This is a genomic window from Actinoplanes sp. HUAS TT8 (assembly GCF_051380535.1).
In the GTDB taxonomy this organism is placed as follows: domain Bacteria; phylum Actinomycetota; class Actinomycetes; order Mycobacteriales; family Micromonosporaceae; genus Actinoplanes.
Map to the genome: position 1 here is coordinate 4,212,137 of NZ_CP195646.1, position 16,674 is coordinate 4,228,810.

General features: G+C 70.6%; 14 protein-coding genes. 4 read left to right on the forward strand and 10 right to left on the reverse strand.

Annotated elements, in window-relative coordinates:
- Positions 1–323: 323 nt before the first annotated feature.
- The 6 genes from ACSHV8_RS19005 to ACSHV8_RS19030 form a co-directional block, all read right to left on the reverse strand.
- The gene (locus tag ACSHV8_RS19005) at positions 324–1,922 is read right to left on the reverse strand and encodes a xylulokinase (protein ID WP_436534900.1); all 1,599 of its coding nucleotides are present in this window, start codon (positions 1,920–1,922) and stop codon (positions 324–326) included.
- A gap of 97 nt (positions 1,923–2,019) precedes the next feature.
- Positions 2,020–3,333: a M20/M25/M40 family metallo-hydrolase gene (locus tag ACSHV8_RS19010; protein ID WP_436534902.1), complete on the reverse strand. Its 1,314-nt coding sequence runs from the start codon at positions 3,331–3,333 to the stop codon at positions 2,020–2,022.
- 122 nt (positions 3,334–3,455) lie between these two features.
- Positions 3,456–4,583, reverse strand: a complete 1,128-nt coding sequence (locus ACSHV8_RS19015; protein ID WP_436534904.1) for a glutamate--cysteine ligase — start codon at positions 4,581–4,583, stop codon at positions 3,456–3,458.
- A gap of 21 nt (positions 4,584–4,604) precedes the next feature.
- Positions 4,605–5,015 carry an RpiB/LacA/LacB family sugar-phosphate isomerase gene (locus ACSHV8_RS19020; RefSeq protein ID WP_436534906.1) on the reverse strand — a complete coding sequence of 137 codons (411 nt, stop codon included), beginning with the start codon at positions 5,013–5,015 and terminating at the stop codon, positions 4,605–4,607.
- A gap of 10 nt (positions 5,016–5,025) precedes the next feature.
- Positions 5,026–6,849 carry a sensor histidine kinase gene (locus ACSHV8_RS19025; protein WP_436534908.1) on the reverse strand — a complete coding sequence of 608 codons (1,824 nt, stop codon included), beginning with the start codon at positions 6,847–6,849 and terminating at the stop codon, positions 5,026–5,028.
- A gap of 46 nt (positions 6,850–6,895) precedes the next feature.
- Positions 6,896–7,657 (reverse strand): SDR family NAD(P)-dependent oxidoreductase, encoded by a 762-nt coding sequence (locus ACSHV8_RS19030; protein ID WP_436534910.1) that lies wholly within the window; start codon positions 7,655–7,657, stop codon positions 6,896–6,898.
- A gap of 87 nt (positions 7,658–7,744) precedes the next feature.
- Between ACSHV8_RS19030 and ACSHV8_RS19035 the strand changes: the two genes are divergently transcribed.
- The 3 genes from ACSHV8_RS19035 to ACSHV8_RS19045 all read left to right on the forward strand — a co-directional run bounded on the left by ACSHV8_RS19035 (position 7,745) and on the right by ACSHV8_RS19045 (position 10,685).
- The gene (locus ACSHV8_RS19035; protein ID WP_436534912.1) at positions 7,745–8,623 is read left to right on the forward strand and encodes a helix-turn-helix transcriptional regulator; all 879 of its coding nucleotides are present in this window, start codon (positions 7,745–7,747) and stop codon (positions 8,621–8,623) included.
- A complete protein-coding gene (locus tag ACSHV8_RS19040; RefSeq protein ID WP_436534914.1) occupies positions 8,620–9,402 on the forward strand; it encodes a GNAT family N-acetyltransferase in 783 nt (260 codons plus the stop codon). The genes ACSHV8_RS19035 and ACSHV8_RS19040 overlap by 4 nt, the downstream gene beginning before the upstream one ends.
- A gap of 83 nt (positions 9,403–9,485) precedes the next feature.
- Complete coding sequence (locus ACSHV8_RS19045) at positions 9,486–10,685, forward strand: hypothetical protein (protein WP_436534916.1); 1,200 nt, start codon at positions 9,486–9,488, stop codon at positions 10,683–10,685.
- A gap of 44 nt (positions 10,686–10,729) precedes the next feature.
- Here ACSHV8_RS19045 and ACSHV8_RS19050 read toward each other — a convergent pair whose 3' ends face one another.
- Positions 10,730–11,845: a GH12 family glycosyl hydrolase domain-containing protein gene (locus ACSHV8_RS19050; protein ID WP_436534918.1), complete on the reverse strand. Its 1,116-nt coding sequence runs from the start codon at positions 11,843–11,845 to the stop codon at positions 10,730–10,732.
- A 176-nt stretch (positions 11,846–12,021) separates the two neighbouring features.
- On the opposite strand from ACSHV8_RS19050, the gene ACSHV8_RS19055 reads away from it, so the two are divergent.
- On the forward strand, positions 12,022–13,095 hold the full coding sequence (locus ACSHV8_RS19055) for an RCC1 domain-containing protein (protein ID WP_436536826.1): 1,074 nt from the start codon (positions 12,022–12,024) through the stop codon (positions 13,093–13,095).
- On the opposite strand, the gene ACSHV8_RS19060 is transcribed toward ACSHV8_RS19055, so the two are convergent.
- From ACSHV8_RS19060 to ACSHV8_RS19070, 3 genes are read right to left on the reverse strand one after another with little or no spacing between them, the layout of a single operon-like run.
- On the reverse strand, positions 13,083–14,699 hold the full coding sequence (locus ACSHV8_RS19060; RefSeq protein ID WP_436534920.1) for a methyl-accepting chemotaxis protein: 1,617 nt from the start codon (positions 14,697–14,699) through the stop codon (positions 13,083–13,085). The genes ACSHV8_RS19055 and ACSHV8_RS19060 overlap by 13 nt on opposite strands.
- Positions 14,700–14,754: 55 nt before the next feature.
- Positions 14,755–15,918 (reverse strand): PP2C family protein-serine/threonine phosphatase, encoded by a 1,164-nt coding sequence (locus ACSHV8_RS19065; protein WP_436534922.1) that lies wholly within the window; start codon positions 15,916–15,918, stop codon positions 14,755–14,757.
- A 45-nt stretch (positions 15,919–15,963) separates the two neighbouring features.
- A complete protein-coding gene (locus ACSHV8_RS19070) occupies positions 15,964–16,662 on the reverse strand; it encodes an alpha/beta hydrolase family protein (RefSeq protein ID WP_436534924.1) in 699 nt (232 codons plus the stop codon).
- Positions 16,663–16,674 lie beyond the last annotated feature (12 nt).

Sequence of the window (16,674 nt, forward strand, 5' to 3'; positions counted from 1 at the left end):
AGGGCTGTTCCCGGGCCCCCGAGACAGCCCTCAGCACCAGCCGGCGACGGGGGGCGCGGCTGGCGATGGGTGGGGGTGGATTTGCGTGGGGCGACAGGTGGGCGTCTGGGCACGCGGGGCGGGGTGGTCGGGTTTGTTGCAGTGACCGCGCCCACCCGCGGACGTCGCCCTGGAGGGGTTCGCGTTTTGGCCGCCCCAGCGGCCTGCGAGCCCCGGAAGGGTCCCGGCGGGAGCGGCGGCCTGGACCACAGCGGACGCACGACATGAAGAATTTGATCTTGATGTCGTGCGTCCGTGAGGAGTCGCGCGTCCGCGCGAGGAGATCAGCTGTGGTCGACCGCGGCCTGCTCGATCGGCAGGGCGGCGACGTAGCGCTGCATGAACGCGTCGAAACCGGCCACGTCGGCCGGGTCGGGGGCGGCCGTCTCCAGCTCCGCGGCCGCGAAGACCGTGCTGGTCAGGTACTCGTCGAGGGTCTGGCCGGGCTGCTTGCCCACCAGGTACGACGCGAGGATCGCGATGCCCCACGCGCCGCCCTCGGAGGCCAGGTCCCCCACCGAGACCGGGGTGTTGATGGCGGCAGCGAGCAGGTTCTGGGCGACGCCCTTGGTCTTGAACAGGCCGCCGTGGGCGAACATCCGGTCGAGCTGAACGTTTTCGGACTTCTGGAGGACGTCCATGCCGAGGCGCAGGGTGGCCAGGGCGGAGTAGAGCTGGACGCGCATGAAGTTCGCGAGGGTGAGCGTGCTGCCGGGTTCGCGCAGGAAGAGCGGGCGGCCCTCGTGGAGTTTGGTGATCGGCTCGCCGGAGAGGTAGTTGAACGCCATCAGCCCGCCGCCGTCCGGCGCGCCGTCGAGCGCGGAGCGGAACAGGGTTTCGAAGATCGCGTTGCTGTCCTTTTCAAAACCCAGGGCCGCGGCGAACTCGGTGAACAATCCGGCCCACGAGTTCAGCTCGCTGGCGCCGTTGTTGCAGTGGACCATCGCGACGAGATCGCCGGCCGGGGTGGTGACCAGGTCGACCTCGGGGTGCTGGCGGCTCAGCGGACCGTCCAGGACGATCATGGCGAAGATGCTGGTGCCGGCGCTGACGTTGCCGGTGCGGCGAGCGACCGAGTTGGTCGCGACCATGCCGGTGCCGGCGTCGCCCTCGGGCGGGCAGACGACGACGCCGGACTGCAGGGCGCCGGTCGGGTCGAGCAGTTTCGCGCCGGAATCGGTCAGGGTGCCGCCGGGCTCGCCGGCCGGGAGGACCGACGGGAGCAGCTCGGCCAGGGGCTGGGACAGGCCGCGACCGGCGACCAGGCCGTCGAACTGGTCGAGCCGGACCGTGTCGTAGCCGCCGGCGGTGACGTCGATCGGGAACATGCCGCTGGCGTCGCCGACGCCGAGGACCTGCCGGCCGGTGAGTTTCCAGTGCACGTATCCGGCCAGGGTGGTCAGGTGGGCGATGCGCGGGACGTGCTCCTCCTCGTTGAGCACGGCCTGGTAGAGGTGGGCGATGCTCCAGCGGTGCGGGATGTTGTACGCGAACAGCTCGCTGAGCTGTGAAGACGCCTCGCCGGTGTTGGTGTTGCGCCAGGTGCGGAACGGGGTGAGCAGTTCCCCGTCGGCGTCGAACGCCAGGTAGCCGTGCATCATCGCGGAGACGCCGAGCGCGCCGGTGGTGGTCAGCTCGACGCCGTAGCGTTCGCGCACGTCCTGGGCGAGGGCGGCGTAGCAGGCCTGGACGCCGGACCAGACCGCGTCCAGTGAATACGTCCAGACGCGGTCGACGAACTGGTTCTCCCAGTCGTGGGCGCCGGTGGCGATGGCCTCGTGGTCGGGGCCGATCAGCACCGCCTTGATCCGGGTCGACCCGAACTCGATGCCGAGGGCGGTGCGCCCCTGCTCGATCGCTTCCCGCGTTTCCGTCATGGTCATGTTTCTACCTCAAGCGCGCCTGGGACATGGGAGTGTGAACGCTAACATTAGTGCTGGTGCAGCTCAGCCTCTGAATGATGCTGAGACTTCAGGACGCTCACAGGGTACTGGGCGCGCGGAGCAACCGGTCCAGGACACGGACCCCGAATCGCAGCCCGTCGATCGGGACGCGCTCGTCCACGCCGTGGAACAGCGACGTGAAGTCGAGGTCGGGCGGCAGTCGCAGCGGCGAGAAGCCGAAGTGCCGGATGCCGAGCCGCTGGAACGACTTGGCGTCGGTGCCGGCCGAGAGCATGTACGGCAGCAGCCGCGCCCCGGGGTCCTCGGCGCCGATCGCCGCGGCCATCGCGTCGACCAGCGACCCGTCGAAGGTCGTCGACACCCCGGGCATGTGCAGGTAGTTCTGCTCGATTTCGGACCCGAGCACGGCCGCCAGTTCGGCCTCGAACGCCGCTTCCCGGCCCGGCAGCATCCGCCCGTCGACGGTGGCCCGCGCGGTCGACGGCACCACGTTGCCCTTGTAGCCGGCCTCGAACATGGTCACCGTCGCGGTGTCGCGCAGTGTCGCCCCGACCAGCCGTGACAGGTGCCCGAGCCGGGCCACGGCCGCCTCCGGATCGTCCGGGTCGAACGGCACGCCGGTCATCTCGGCGAACCCTTCCAGCAGCTCACGCACCGGATCGGTGAGTATCAGCGGAAACGTGTGCCGGTCGAGCCGGGTGATCGCGGCCGCGAGTTTGGCCACCGCGTTGTCGTCGTGCAGCAGCGAACCGTGCCCGGCCGTCCCCCGCGCGGTCAGCCGCAGCCAGGCGACGCCCTTCTCCGCGGTCTCGACGAGATAGGCCCGCGCGCCGTCACCAACGGTGACCGAGAATCCACCGACCTCGCTGATCGCCTCGGTGGCGCCCTCGAACAGGTCGGGGCGGTTTTCGATCAGCCAGCGGGCGCCGTTGAAACCGCCTGCCTCCTCGTCGGCGACGAAGGCGAAGATCAGGTCGCGGGACGGGACGACGCCGTCGCGTCTCAACTGCCGGGCCACGGCCAGGTTCATCGCCAGGGTGCCCTTCATGTCGACGGCGCCGCGGCCCCACACGAAGCCGTCGCGCACCTCACCCGAGAACGGGTGCACCGACCACTCGGCCGGGTCGGCCGGCACCACGTCGAGATGCCCGTGCACCAGCAGCGCTCCGCGCGACGGGTCGGCGCCGGCCAGGCGGGCGATCACGTTGCCGCGGCCGGGCGCGCCCGACTCGACGTAGGTGACCTCGTAGCCGACCTCGGTCAGTTTCTCGGCGACGTACTCGGCGGCGGGGCGTTCGGTGCCGGGGCCGCCGCTGTCGCTCGCGTTGGTCGTGTCGATTCTGATCAGGTCGCCGGCGAATCCGACAACCTCGTCAACCGCGTCAGTCACCCACCCACGGTAGTCATCTTCCGGTCACGGCGCCTTCGGCGCTTTCCAAGATCCAAAACACGATTGGGTACGGACTGAGCACCTCGTTACCGAGGGAAGCCGTCAACAGCCGTCAACAGCCGTCAACAGCCGTCGCGCAGCTCGCGGACCAGCGACGACACGACGGCCTTGAGGCTCCCGTGGTGGGCCGCGGCCACCTCCAGCTGACGCTGATAGCTGGCCCCGCCGTGCACGATGTCGCGCAGCCGCTCCAGCTCGGCCACGCAGTCGAGCGCCTCGGCGACCGGCGCCAGCCGCGGCAGCAGCTCGTCCAGATCGTCGGTGACCAGGCGTTCGTCCCCGGCCGCGTTGCGGATGATGATCGCCTCCAGGCCGTACCGGGCGGCCCGCCACTTGTTCTCCCGGACGAACCACGGCTGCATCCGGGGCACGTCGCGCCCGGCGTCGAGCTCCCGGGAGAAGTACTCGACCAGGCATTGCGTGAGCGCGGCGATCGCGACGATCTCCCACGCCGAGGAGATGCCGTCGAAGGTGCGGACCTCGATCGTGCCCCACTTCGGCGACGGCCGGATGTCCCAGCGCAGCTCGTTGAGTTCCTCGATGACGCCGGTGCGCATCAGGTCGCCGACCAGCGACTCGTACTCGGCCCAGTCGGCGAGTTGCGGCGGCAGCCCGGCCGTGGGCAGCTGCTGGAACATCAGGGCGCGGTTGGAGGCGTACCCGGTCCGTTCCCCGGCCCAGAACGGGCTGGACGCGCTCAACGCCTGGAAGTGTGGCAGGTACGTGAGCAGCCCACCGATGATCGGCAGCACCTTGCGCCGGTCGTCGACCGCCACGTGCACGTGCACACCCCAGATCATCATCTGCCGTCCCCACCACTGGGTCCGGTCGATGAGCGTGTCGTAGCGCGGCTTGCCCGGGGTCACCTGCTGGCGGAACCACTGGCTGAACGGGTGCGTCCCGGACGAGATGAGGTCCACCCCCATCGGTTCGGCCACCGCCGCGACCCGCTCGACGAGGTGCACGAGGTCGGCCACGGCGTCGCGGGCCCGGTGGTGCGGCGCGCTCACCAGTTCCACCGTGTTGGTCAGCAGCTCGTTCGTGACGTGCGGAAACCCGTCCACGACGCCGAGCTTGGCGAGCAGTTCCGGGGCCGCGGCGGTGAGTTCCCCGCTACGGCGATCGACGCAGGCTATTTCCCACTCGATCCCTAGACGCGACCTGACCGATGGGGCGAAGTCGATACCCATGGGCCAACTCTACGGACCGCATCATTCGATGGCGTCGATGTTGGCGGCCTCGTCCGGGTCGGGCCCGGTCACGTCCAGGAACGCCTGCAGCACCTCCACGGCCACGTCCGGCGCGAGCCGTTTGAGGCTCATGGCCAGGACGTTCGCGTCGTTCCAGAGGCGCGCGCCCCGGGCGATCCACGGATCCCAGGCCAGTGCCGCCCGCACTCCCGGCACCTTGTTGGCCGCGATCGCCGTCCCGGTGCCGGTCCAGCACATGACCACGCCGAGGTCGGCCCGCCCGTCGACGACCGCCCGCCCGACGAACCGGCCCAGATCGGGCCAGCTCGGCGCACTTCCCGGCCGGATCACCTCGTGACCGCCGTCGACGAGGGCGGCCACGACCGCCCGGGTCGTCTCGTTCTCGTCGTCGCTCGCGAACGCCACCCGCACGGGTACGAGCCTAGGCCGCTCCCGACGCGGCGGTGAGCCGGGCGTGGGCGGGCAGGACGATCCAGAAGCAGCTGCCGCCGTCCGCGCTCGCGCCGACCCCGATCGTCCCGTGGTGGCGTTCGACGATGCGGTGGACGATGGCCAGGCCCAGACCCGTACCCGGGAATTTTTCGCTTCCGTCGGCCCGGGTGAACGCGTCGAAGATGGCCTCGCGCTGCCGCTCCGGGATGCCGATGCCGTTGTCGGACACCTCGATGCGCCAGCGGTCGCCGGGCTCGGGGCGGCTGCTGATCCGCACCCGAGGCGTCCGGTCCGGCGCCGTGTACTTGATCGCGTTCCCGATCAGGTTGTCGAACAGCTGGTGCAGCAGCGTCGGATCCCCGTCGACCGACGGCAGCGCGCCGACCTCGATCGTCGCCGGCCGCCCGTGCGGGGACTCCCGGCGGTCGCAGGCCACCTGCTCGACCAGGGCCCGCAGGTCCACCGGCCGGGCCTGCAACGGCCGGTTGTCGGCGGTCGCGTAGTCGAGCAGGTCGTCGATGAGCACGGTCATCTGCTGCCCGCAGGTGTACACCCGCTCCAGGTAGTCGCGGTGTTCGCTCTGCAGGTAGCGGGTGGCCTCCTCGCGCAGGAAGTCGGTGTACCCGGCGATGCGGGCGAGCGGGTTGCGCAGGTCGTGGGCGATCACCCCGGCGAAACCGACGAGCTCGGCCTCCCGCCGGCGCAGCTGCTGCTCGACCGCCTCGCGGTGCCGGATGTCCTCCTGCAGGGCGGCCGTCGCGACCTCGACCCGGCGGCGGGCCCGGTCCCGCGAGGTGGCGATCGACGCGGTCAGCGCGGTCAGCAGCAGCGTGATCACCGCCCCGATGATCAGGGCGACCACGCTGGTCCGGACCGTGGGCTGACCGACCAGCCGCGTCGTCGGGTACGCGGTCATCTGCCAGTCGCGGCCGGGCACGGCGACCTTCAGCGTCCGCGGGTCCAGCTCGGGGTCGACCGGCGCCGACGGCCGCCAGCGGGCGATCCGCACCGGCCCGTCGGACAGGTCGATCGCGGCCGCCCCACCGGTCGCCCGGCCGAGCGCGCCGCTGAGGAACGTGTCGCTGCGCATGCCGAGCATCAGCCAGCCCCGCAGCCGGCCCGCGTCCGGCGACGGCGCGGTGGCGTGCACGGCGACCGCCAGCGCGAACCCGGCCCGGCGCTTCGACGGGGGCAGCACCAGGTCCTTGCGCAGCTCGTAGGCCGCGCTGATGACGACCTCCCGGCCGGCCTCGGATGCACGCATCGCCTCCCGGGCCGCCGGCACGGTCGTCACGTCGATGCCCAGCGGCGTCGGGATGCTCTCCGGCGACCGGCCCAGGATGATGAACAGGTGGCGGTCGCCCGAGCCCGGGGCCGGCCGTAGGGTCAGACCTTTGACCCCGCGGTCCCGCCAGTACTGCTGCACGCGCGGGATCTCGGCCGTGGTGGTCGGCACGACCAGCGCGACACCGGCGACGCCGGGCAGCATCTTGCGGCCCACCGGTGCCGTGATCGCCTCGAACTCGGCCGCCTCCAGCTGCTGCTGGGCCCCGACGGCGGCGGCCAGGCTGGTCAGGTAGTCACTGTAGCGGCGTACGCCGTCGGCCACCGCCTGGGCGGCCGAGGCCGCCTCCTGGTCGGCGGCGCGCTCGACGAAACGATGCTCGCTCCCGCGCAGCGCGACAGCGGCGAGCAGCGTCCCGCAGACGCCGAGCGCCGCGACGAGCAGGACGACGAGCAGCGAGCGGCGAGAGACCGGCCGGACCCGCGCCGCATCGGCGGCCCGCCTCCCGAACCGGCCATGCCACCTCACAACGCGACGCTACGCTCATGCGGGACGCCACGGCCCGGTTTCACGATCATGCCCGGGCGCCCCCGTCGACCCGCAGCACGACCCCGGTCACGAACGACGCCCGGTCGCTGAGCAGCCAGGCCGCGGCCTGCGCGATCTCCTCCGGTTCGGCCTGCCGGCGCAGCGGCGTCGCCGCGATCAGGCGGGCGGTCAGGCCCGGCGAGTCCGATTCCCAGGTCTCGATCATTTCCGTACGGGTGTTGCCGGGCGCCACCGCGTTCACCCGGATCCCCTCCGGCCCGAACGTGATCGCGGCCGACTCGGTGAGGCTGTTCACCGCCCGTTTCATCGCACCGTAGGCCGGCAGCGCCGGGTTGCCGGCCAGGCTCCCGACGCTGGAGTTGTTCACGATCGCACCGGTCCCGGCAGTCGCCCGGATCGCCGCGACCTGCGCCGACATCGCCACCCAGACGCCGCGCAGGTTCACCCGGTAGAGCCGGTCGAAGTCGTCGTCGGCGACCTGGTCGACCGGGCCGGGCGCGGTGATCGTCGCCCCGTTGTTGAAGGCCACGTCGAGCCGCCCGTGCCGCTCGACCACCTGACTCACCGCGTCGCGGATCGCCGCCGGATCGGCAAGATCACAGACGACGTACGACGCGTCGCCGCCCGCCGCCCGGATCTGCCCGGTGACGGCTTTGAGCTGCCCTTCGGTCCGTGCGGCGAGCACCACGCGGGCGCCCTCCCGGGCGAACAGTCGCGCCGCGGCCGCCCCGATCCCCCGCCCGGCCCCGCTGACGAAGGCCACCCTGTTCTTCAGCAATTCGGTCATGGGCCCAAGGCTGCGCCGCGCCCGGCCGCTCAGGCAGGACCGGTTCGTACCAGGCTGCGGCGGGCCGGGGCGGGCACAATCGGGGGCATGGATCGACGGGACCTGGCCGCCTTCCTGCGCAGCCGGCGCGAGCGCCTGCGCCCGGCCGACGCCGGCCTGTCCGCGGGTTCGCGCCGGCGCACCCCGGGCCTGCGCCGCGAGGAGGTCGCCCGGCTCGCGTTCATCTCCACCGAGTACTACGCGCGCCTGGAGCAGGCCCGCGGCCCGCGCCCGTCCCGCGAGATCCTGGCCGGGCTGTCCCGGGCCCTGCGGCTCACCGACGCCGAACGCGTCCACCTGCACCACCTGGCCGGCGAGCCGCCACCGGCGCCGTCCGGCCCGTCGCGCGAGGTCCGCCCGAGCATCCTCGACCTGATCGCCCGCCTCCCGCACGCCGCCGCCACGGTGGTGTCGGCCAGTTTCGAGGTGATCGCCTGGAACGATCTGGCCGCCGCCCTGCTGGAGGATTTCTCACTGGTCGCCCGGCCGGAGCGCAACCTGGTCCGCAAGGTCTTCCTGGGCCCGCAACAACCCGGCCTCCGGCTGTACGGCGTGTCCGACGCCCCCGCGTTCGCCCGCACCGCGGCCCGCCGCCTGCGCGCCGCGACCGCCCGTTACCCGGCCGACCCGGAGCTGGCCGCCCTGATCCGCGACCTGCTGGCCGGCAGCGGGGAGTTCCGCGACCTGTGGTCCTCGCACGACGTCGCCGAGGAGCTCACCCTCCGCAAGACCTTCCAGCACCCGGTCGTCGGCCCGTTGACCGTCAACTGTGACGTCCTCGACCTCACCGACCGCGACCAGCGCCTGATCATCTACACGGCCGCGCCGGGGTCCTCGTCCGAGCAGGCGCTGCGGCTGCTGTCGGTGCTGGGTGCGGCGGAAAACCCGTTGCCCGGGCGGAGCGGGGGTGCTGGGGTGGTCGGGTGAATCGTGAAGAGGTGCTGGATCTGTTCGATCGGCAGATGCGTCGTGGGATCGTGGCCATCGGGCCGTCGACCCGGGTCGAGCGGGGTGAGCGGGTCGTCCGGCACGTCGGTGCGGCCGAGGACTGGAACGCCGTGGTGTGGTCGGATCTCGACGAGGGCAACGCCGACGCGGTGATCGCCGAGCAGGTGGGGTTCTTCGACGGGCTCGGGGTCGAGGTGGAGTGGAAGCTCTACGGCCACGACCGGCCCGCCGATCTCGGGGAGCGCCTGATCGAGGCCGGTTTCGTGCCCGAGGAGCGGGAGACGCTGGTGGTCGCGTCGATCGCCGAGCTGGATCTGGACGTGGCGCCGCCGGACGGGGTGCGGCTGGTGCCGGTGACCGACGCGGCCGGGGTGGATCTGATGTTCCGGGCCAGTGAGCAGGCGTTCGGTGAGTCCAGCGGTCACCTGCGGGCGCAGGTGCTGGCGCAGCTGGCCGAGGATCCGGAGGGCATGCGCGCGTTCGTGGCGATGGCCGGGGACGAGCCGGTGTGCGGGGCGCGGATGGAGCTCAATCGGGGCACCGCGTTCGCGAGTCTGTGGGGCGGGGGCACGGCGCCGGCCTGGCAGGGGCGCGGGATCTATCGCGCGCTGGTGGCGCATCGGGCCCGGATCGCGGCCGACCTCGGTTACGAGTTCCTGCAGGTGGACGCGTCGGATCAGAGCAGCCCGATCCTGCAGCGGCTCGGTTTCCACGTGCTGGGCACGACGACGCCGTACGTGCGCAAGCCTGGTCTTTAAAATAACGTGAACCCGATTTCAATATTCATCCAATATTCGCGTATTGTGACCGCTCGATATCGATCTAGGTCACGGGGATATGGATGTCCATACCTGCACGTCTGCTGCGGGCCACCGCCGCGCTCACCCTCACTGTCTCCACCGGACTGCTGGCCGGTAGCCCGGCTCTCGCGGCCGCGGCGCCGACCGCGTTGTCGGCCTCGCAGTTCACGCTCAGCGCGAACTACACGAAGTACAACACCCTGAACACGGCGCTCGCGACGAAGCTGCCGTCGGTGAAGGTGTCCACGGTGATGGACAACGCCAACCACGACCGGCAGGCGATCACCGATTCACTGGGCCTGGCCGGGTACAGCACCGGCTTCCAGTTCGACGACGCCGACGTGAGCGACTGCAAGAACTTCCCGCAGGGCATCACCACCAGCCGCGACGCCGTGGGCACGGCGAACAGCGGCAACTACGACGGGCACCAGCTGATCCTGGTCAGCTGGTACACCGAGGACGCCTGTGACGGCGCTTCGGCGCGCAGCCGGATCACGCTGGTCGACTGGGACGCGACGTACCCGAACAAGTACCGCAAGATCCTGCTGGTCGAGCCGACCGGTACCGCGGACGCACCGAGCTTCAAGGACGTCGTGGTGCACGCCGGCGGCGTGTCGTGGTACGGCGACTACCTCTACGTCGCCGACACCGGGCACGGCATGCGGGTCTTCAACATGGCGAAGATCCTGCAGACCGACACCGGCGGCACCGCCGACCAGATCGGCCGGCAGAGCGACAGCCTGTACTACGCGCACAACTACGCGTACGTGCTGCCGCAGGTCGGCACGATCACGGCCGCGACCACGTCGGGCACGGCCCTGGCCTGGTCGACGATCTCGCTGGACCGGGCCGACCCGTCCATCGTGATGACCGAGTACACCTGCAGCTCCGGCTGCACGGCGTACCCGAACCGGGCGCCCCGGGCGATCCGTTTCCCGTTCGCGTCCGGCCTGACCACGTTCGCGGCCAGCACGACGGCTTCCGAGGCGCTGCAGCTGCCCTGGTACAAGTTGAACGGTGTGGCGTCGCACAACGACCGCTGGTGGTTCAACTCCTCGGGCGACAAGAAGTTGTACTACTGGACGCCGGCCGCGGGCCCGTCGTCCTACACGTGGGTCAGTGGCGGCGAGAGCATCAGCTACTGGGAGGACACCGACGACCCGGATCTGCTGTGGTCGCTGCAGGAGCCGGTCGGTCACCGCAACGTGTTCGCGGTGAACCAGGCCAGCTACGACGGCTGACCACAACCCGGGCGGGGCTGAGAAGCCCCGCCCGGGCGGTCCGGTCAGGCCGTGGTGCAGGCCGTGCCGTTGAGGGTGAACGCCGACGGGCTCGCGAACGACCCGCCGTACGTGCCCTGGAAACCGAACGACGTACTACCGCCGGCCGGGATGCTGCCGTTGTGGCCGGCGTCGCGGGCCGTGATCGCCCCGGACGTGCCGCTCAGCGTGGTGTTCCAGGAGCCGGTCACCGACTGCCCGCTGGGCAGCGTGAAGCCGAGCGACCAGCCGTTGATCGCGGTGTTGCCGGTGTTGGCGACGGTCACGGTCGCGGTGAAGCCGCTGTTCCAGACGTTGGTGCCGTAGGTGACCCGGCAGGCCGACGACCCGGTGGAGGGTGTCGACGGGCTCGTCGTGGGCCCACCTCCACCGCCGCCGTTGACCGAGGCGGAGAAGCTGGTGACGGCCAGCCCGGCGCCGCCGATCCACGGCTCGAACCCGGCCTGGATGCTGGTCAGGTACCACGAGCTGGTGATCGCGCCCCGGTTCTTCACGTCGTTGACGAAGTCGAGCACGCTGAAGCTCCAGCTGCTGATCGGTGACGGCGCGACGTAGGAGACCACGGCGTTGGAGCCGTTGCTGCCCTGCCAGACGTCCCAGCTGCGGCCGCCGATGGTGGCGGTGGCGACCTTGGAGCCGATCGGCTGGATCGAGCCCTGCCGGTTGAACCAGATCATGATCTCCTGGGCGTTGACCCCGGTCTTCTTCGGTGACGGGTCGAGCCAGATGTCGTACGCCGCGTCGTAGGTGGCGCCGGAGACGTACGTGTAGCCGATGCTGCTGGTGGCGCTGCTGATCGCGCTGACCTGCAGCGGCAGGTTGGTGCCGGGCGAGCAGTTGCCGTAGTGGCATCCGAAGTAGATCGCCGGGTAGGACACCGGCGCGCCGCTGGTGCTGCCGGTCCCCTGCTGGCTGGCGATCGAGAACCCACTGCCGGTGACGTTGATGCACTGCTCGGCGCTGGTGCCCCAGCGGTTGTTCATCACCGTGTAGCGACCACCGACGGTGGTGGTCCCGTACTGCTCACAGATCCGGGTGTCGGCCTGGGCCGGCCCGGCGAGGAAGAGGCCGACGGCGGCGAAGACACCGAGGGCGAGGAGGGCGAGGAGCGAACGTCTCATTGGGAGCCCCTTTCACGGGATGGGAGCGCTCCCGGCGGACGCTACAACACAGAATTGTTTCTGGCCAATTACAGACGTCAATGATAGGAAGGTGATGTGGGAGCGCTCCCACAACGATCGAGGGAGACTGACGCGTGAAAGCTCTCATCACCGCGGTATTCACCGCAGTCCTGGGAATGCTCGCCCTGACCGGCCCGGCGACGGCCGCCTCGGGAGGCGCCGGATACTCACACACCTGCGCGATCCGCAGCGGATCACTGTGGTGCTGGGGCGGCAACTACAGCGGCCAGGTCGGCGACGGCACCACCACCGGCCGCACCACACCCACCCGGATCGGCGACGTCACCACCTGGGCCGCCGCCGACGCCGGCACCAGCTACACCTGCGCCACCCGCACCGACGGAAGCCTGTGGTGCTGGGGAGCCAACAGCCGCGGTCAACTCGGCGACGGGACAACCACCAACAAGCTTTCTCCCGTACGGGTCGGAACCGCCACCACCTGGGCCAACGTCAGCGCCGGAGACAGTCACACCTGCGCCGTCCGCACCGACGGCACGCTCTGGTGCTGGGGCTTCAACCGCCTCGGACAGCTCGGCACCGACCCGTCGACCGTCTACACGGCCACCGCCCCCCGGCAGGTCGGCACGGGCACCACCTGGGCCACCGTCTCGGCCGGATTCGGGCACACCTGCGCCACCCGCACCGACCACACCCTGTGGTGCTGGGGCGACAACGGCGACGGCCAGCTCGGCCTCGGCACCCGGCTCGCCTCCACCGCCCCCGCGCAGGTCGGCACCGGGACGACCTGGTCCTCGGTGACCGCCGGCTACGCGTTCAACTGCGCCAACCGCACCGACGGCACCCTGTGGTGCTGGGGCGACAACGGATACGGCCAGCTCGGCGCCGGCACCACCTACCAGACCGCCCCGGCCCAGGTCGGCACCACGACCACCTGGACCCGGGCCGACGCCGGCTTCAACACGGTGTGCGCGTCACGCACCGACGGCAGCCTGTGGTGCTGGGGCAACAACATGTCCGGCCAGCTGGGCGACGGCACCACCGTCAACCGGGGAGTCCCGACCCGGGTGGGCACGGCCACCACCTGGACCGACGATCACGCGACCGGATATCACACCTGCTCCGCCCGTACGGATGCCAGCCTTTGGTGTTGGGGTAACAACGCCAACGGACAGCTCGGCGACGGCTCGACGACCGGGCGACTCGCCCCGGCCCAGGTTCAGTTCGCGTAACGGAACTTCGACACCAGGATGCGCAGGTCACTGGACATCCGAGCCAGCTCGGCGGTGGCCTGCTGCGCCTGCGTGACCCCCTCGGTGGTCTGCTGAGCCGCCAGGGCGACGGTGGCCACGTTCGCGGCGATCTGCTCGGCGTTGACGGCGGTGTCCGAGATGCTGCGGTTCATCTCGGCCGTCGTCGACGTCTGCTCCTCGACCGCCGACGCGATCGTCGTCTGATAGTCGCTGACCCGCGCGATGATCGACGCGATCTCCCCGATCGCCGACACCGCCTTCTCGGTGCCGTTACGGATCGCGTCGACCCGGCGGGTCACGTCCTCGGTCGCCCGGGCCGTCTCCTGCGCCAGCTCCTTCACCTCGCCGGCCACCACGGCGAAACCCTTGCCCAGCTCACCGGCGCGAGCCGCCTCGATCGTGGCGTTCAACGCCAGCAGGTTGGTCTGCTCGGCGATCGACGTGATCGCCTCGACCACCTCACCGATCTCCCGCGACGACTGACCCAGCGCCGCGATCGTCGTGTTCGCCGCCTGCGCGGCCTCCACCGCCGACGACACCACCGCACTGGCCTCGGTGGTCGAATGGGCGATCTCACGGATCGAGGCACCCATCTCCTCACTGCCGGCCGACGCCGTCTGCACGTTCAGCGACACCTGCCCGGTCGCCCCGGCCACCGCCTGCGCCTGCACCGCCGACTCCTCGGCCGACGCCGCGATCTGAGCCGACGTGTTGGTCATCTGCTCGGCCGCCGCCGCCAGCGACACCGCCGAGTCGTCGATCGTGTGCATGGCCGCACCCAGCGAGTCCAGGCTCTGCCGCAACGCCGTGGCCATCGCCGCGATCTCGTCCCGGCCGACCACCGCCACCGGCGTGGCCAGATCACCCCCGGCCAGCAGGACCAGCCGACGCCGAACCTGATCGACCGGCCCGGTCACCGACCGCGTGACCGCGACCGCCAACAGGATCGCGATGACCGCCGCGGCCGACCCGGCGATCCAGATCAGCCGGGAACCGGACGTCTGGGCGGCGTCGGCGCTGGCCCGCGCGGCCGTGAAATCGGCGACGGCGACCGTGACGACCTCGTCGAGAGTCGTGCCGATCTGCTTGAAGGTCTGGATCTCCTGACCGATCACCAGCGCATCGGCCTGCTTGACGCCCGCATTGGTGCCCGCGCGGTAGAACTGCGCGATCCGGGAGTCCACGGTCATGAAATCGTCGGCCAGGGTCGTCAGCTGCGCCAGTTGGTCACGCTCGGCCGACGTCGTCGCCGCCTCGGACGCGGCCGCCACCGTCGCCTGGAACGTCTTCATCGAGGCGAGGAACGAGGAGCGCGACGCACCGGTGTCCTCGGCCGCGTCGGCGACACCGCGGTGCGCATCGAACGCGTACGCGGTCTGCCAGCCGTTGAAATCGGCCGACGAGAACTTGGCGTCCTTCATCAGCTCGACGAAACGCTGCGCGCGGGCCATCCGATCGGCCGCGTCGCCCTGATCCCTCGCCGTGGTCAGCGCGGTGGTCATCACGATCAGCAGCAGCACCACGACCACCGAGAAGGCGGTGGCCAGGCGCGAACCCAGTTTGACCCGGTTGAGGATGGTCACCCCTATTATGATCCGCTACCGCCCCCGCTTCCGGACCCGGTTCCGATCAGCCAGCTCAGTGCCCCTGCCAGCGGAGCATCGCCGCGGTCGCGTCGTCGCGCAGCTCACCCTCCTCGTACGAGACGATCGCCTGGATCAGCCGGCGCATCATCTCCGGCGGCGGGATCCGCTCGGCCAGGCCGGCCAGCAGGAACTCACTGAGCCGATCGACCCCGAACAGCTCCCCCGACGCGTCCCGGGCCTCGGTGATCCCGTCGGTGTAGAGCACCAGCGTGTCCCCCGGCACCAACTGCTGCTCGATCACCCCCGGTTGCCGGGTGAGCATGTGCCCGAGCCCCAGCGGCAACGTGTTCGGCGTCGGCAACGGCGCCAGCGCCCGACCGTCACGCAGGAACAACTCGGCCGGATGACCGGCACTGATCCGCCGATACGTACCGGTCGGAATGTCGAGCTCGGCCAGCAGAGCGGTCACGAACGAGCCCGGATACTGAGCGCGGATCCACTTGTCGATCGAGCGACACGTGTCGACCAGGGAAAGACCGGAACGACGGGCATTACGGTACGTGTTCAACGTCAGTGTCGTCAGCGCACTGGAACCGATCCCGTGCCCCACCGTGTCGAACAGCGCGACATGCAGCACCTCGCCGTTGGCCGCATAGTCGAACGCATCCCCACCCACCTCGTAACACGGCTCCAGCACCGCGGTCACCATCGTCCCGTCGACCGCGAACGTCAACGGCGGCAACTGATTCCAGATGATCTCGGCGGCCAACTGCATCGGCATCCGCCGCCGGGTGTGCTCGACCGCGTCACCGTAGAAACGCCGGCTCGCGATCAACTCGGCGATCAACGCCGCGATCACCGCCAGATCCAGCAACGCCTCCTCGGCCGGACGGGCCTTGACCCGCAACTCCAGCACCCCGAGCCGCTCCGCCCCGTGCAACAGCGGAATCCACAGCGTGCCCTCCACCCACTGCGGCTCCGCGGTCGTGAACGCCCGGCCCGCCGGCGAGTCCTCGACCGGATACGACACCGCCTCGTCGAGCGCGTCGCGCCGCAACGGGTGCAGCGCGACCTGCCCGTAATCGACAAGCAGCACGGTCGCCACCTCGGCATCGAGCAACGGCGCAACCGACTCGAGAACCCCCGGCAGATCCTCGGCGCGACCGCGGTGCCGCAGATCCATCAACCGCCGGACGGCCTCCATTGACGCGAGCATCGCCCCATCTTCCAACCGCGGGGCCGTCACCGCACCCGGCCGGTGTCACGTTCGTGCGGCGGTCGCCCCTTCCCGGAAGAACTTCAGGATCTCGGCCAGGAAACACTCCCGCCACACCGCCTCGGTCAGAGCGTGCGCGGCACCCGGGATCACCACCCCACGAGCCTCCGGGCAGACCGCCCGGTAGAGGGCGATCACCTCGGGCGGAATCGTCTCCTCGGCACCCGACTCGACGATCAACGCGTCACCCTTGAAATCACGCAGCGCCCGCGTGGCCAGGCACTCCACCGCCTCGATCGGGCGCGGCCCACCGTAACGCCGGTCCAGCGCATCATCGGGATAGAGCGCGGGCGCACGCAGCAGCAACTTGCGAACCGCGCGCCGGCCGGTCAGGCTCGCACCGAGAAAACCGCCGAAACTCGCGCCGCACACACCGATCCGATCCGGGTCGACCGCCGGATGCGCGGCCAGCAGATCGTAGGCGGCGACCACCTCGTCGAGATGGTCACGCGGCGTCAGATCGGTGAGCTCCCCCGGCGACTCGCCGTGCGCGCTCAGGTCGAACGTCAGACAGACCGCACCCAACTGCTCGACCACCGCCTCGGCCCGCTCCCGGTAACCGCTGCGATCGCTGAAGAATCCGTGCAGGAACAGCAGACCCGGCCGCGCCGTCGCGCCCTCCGGGACGAACATCGTCCCGACCGGCCCGCGCCCGCCGACCGACAACACCACTCTCGTCTCCACCGTGCGGACCCT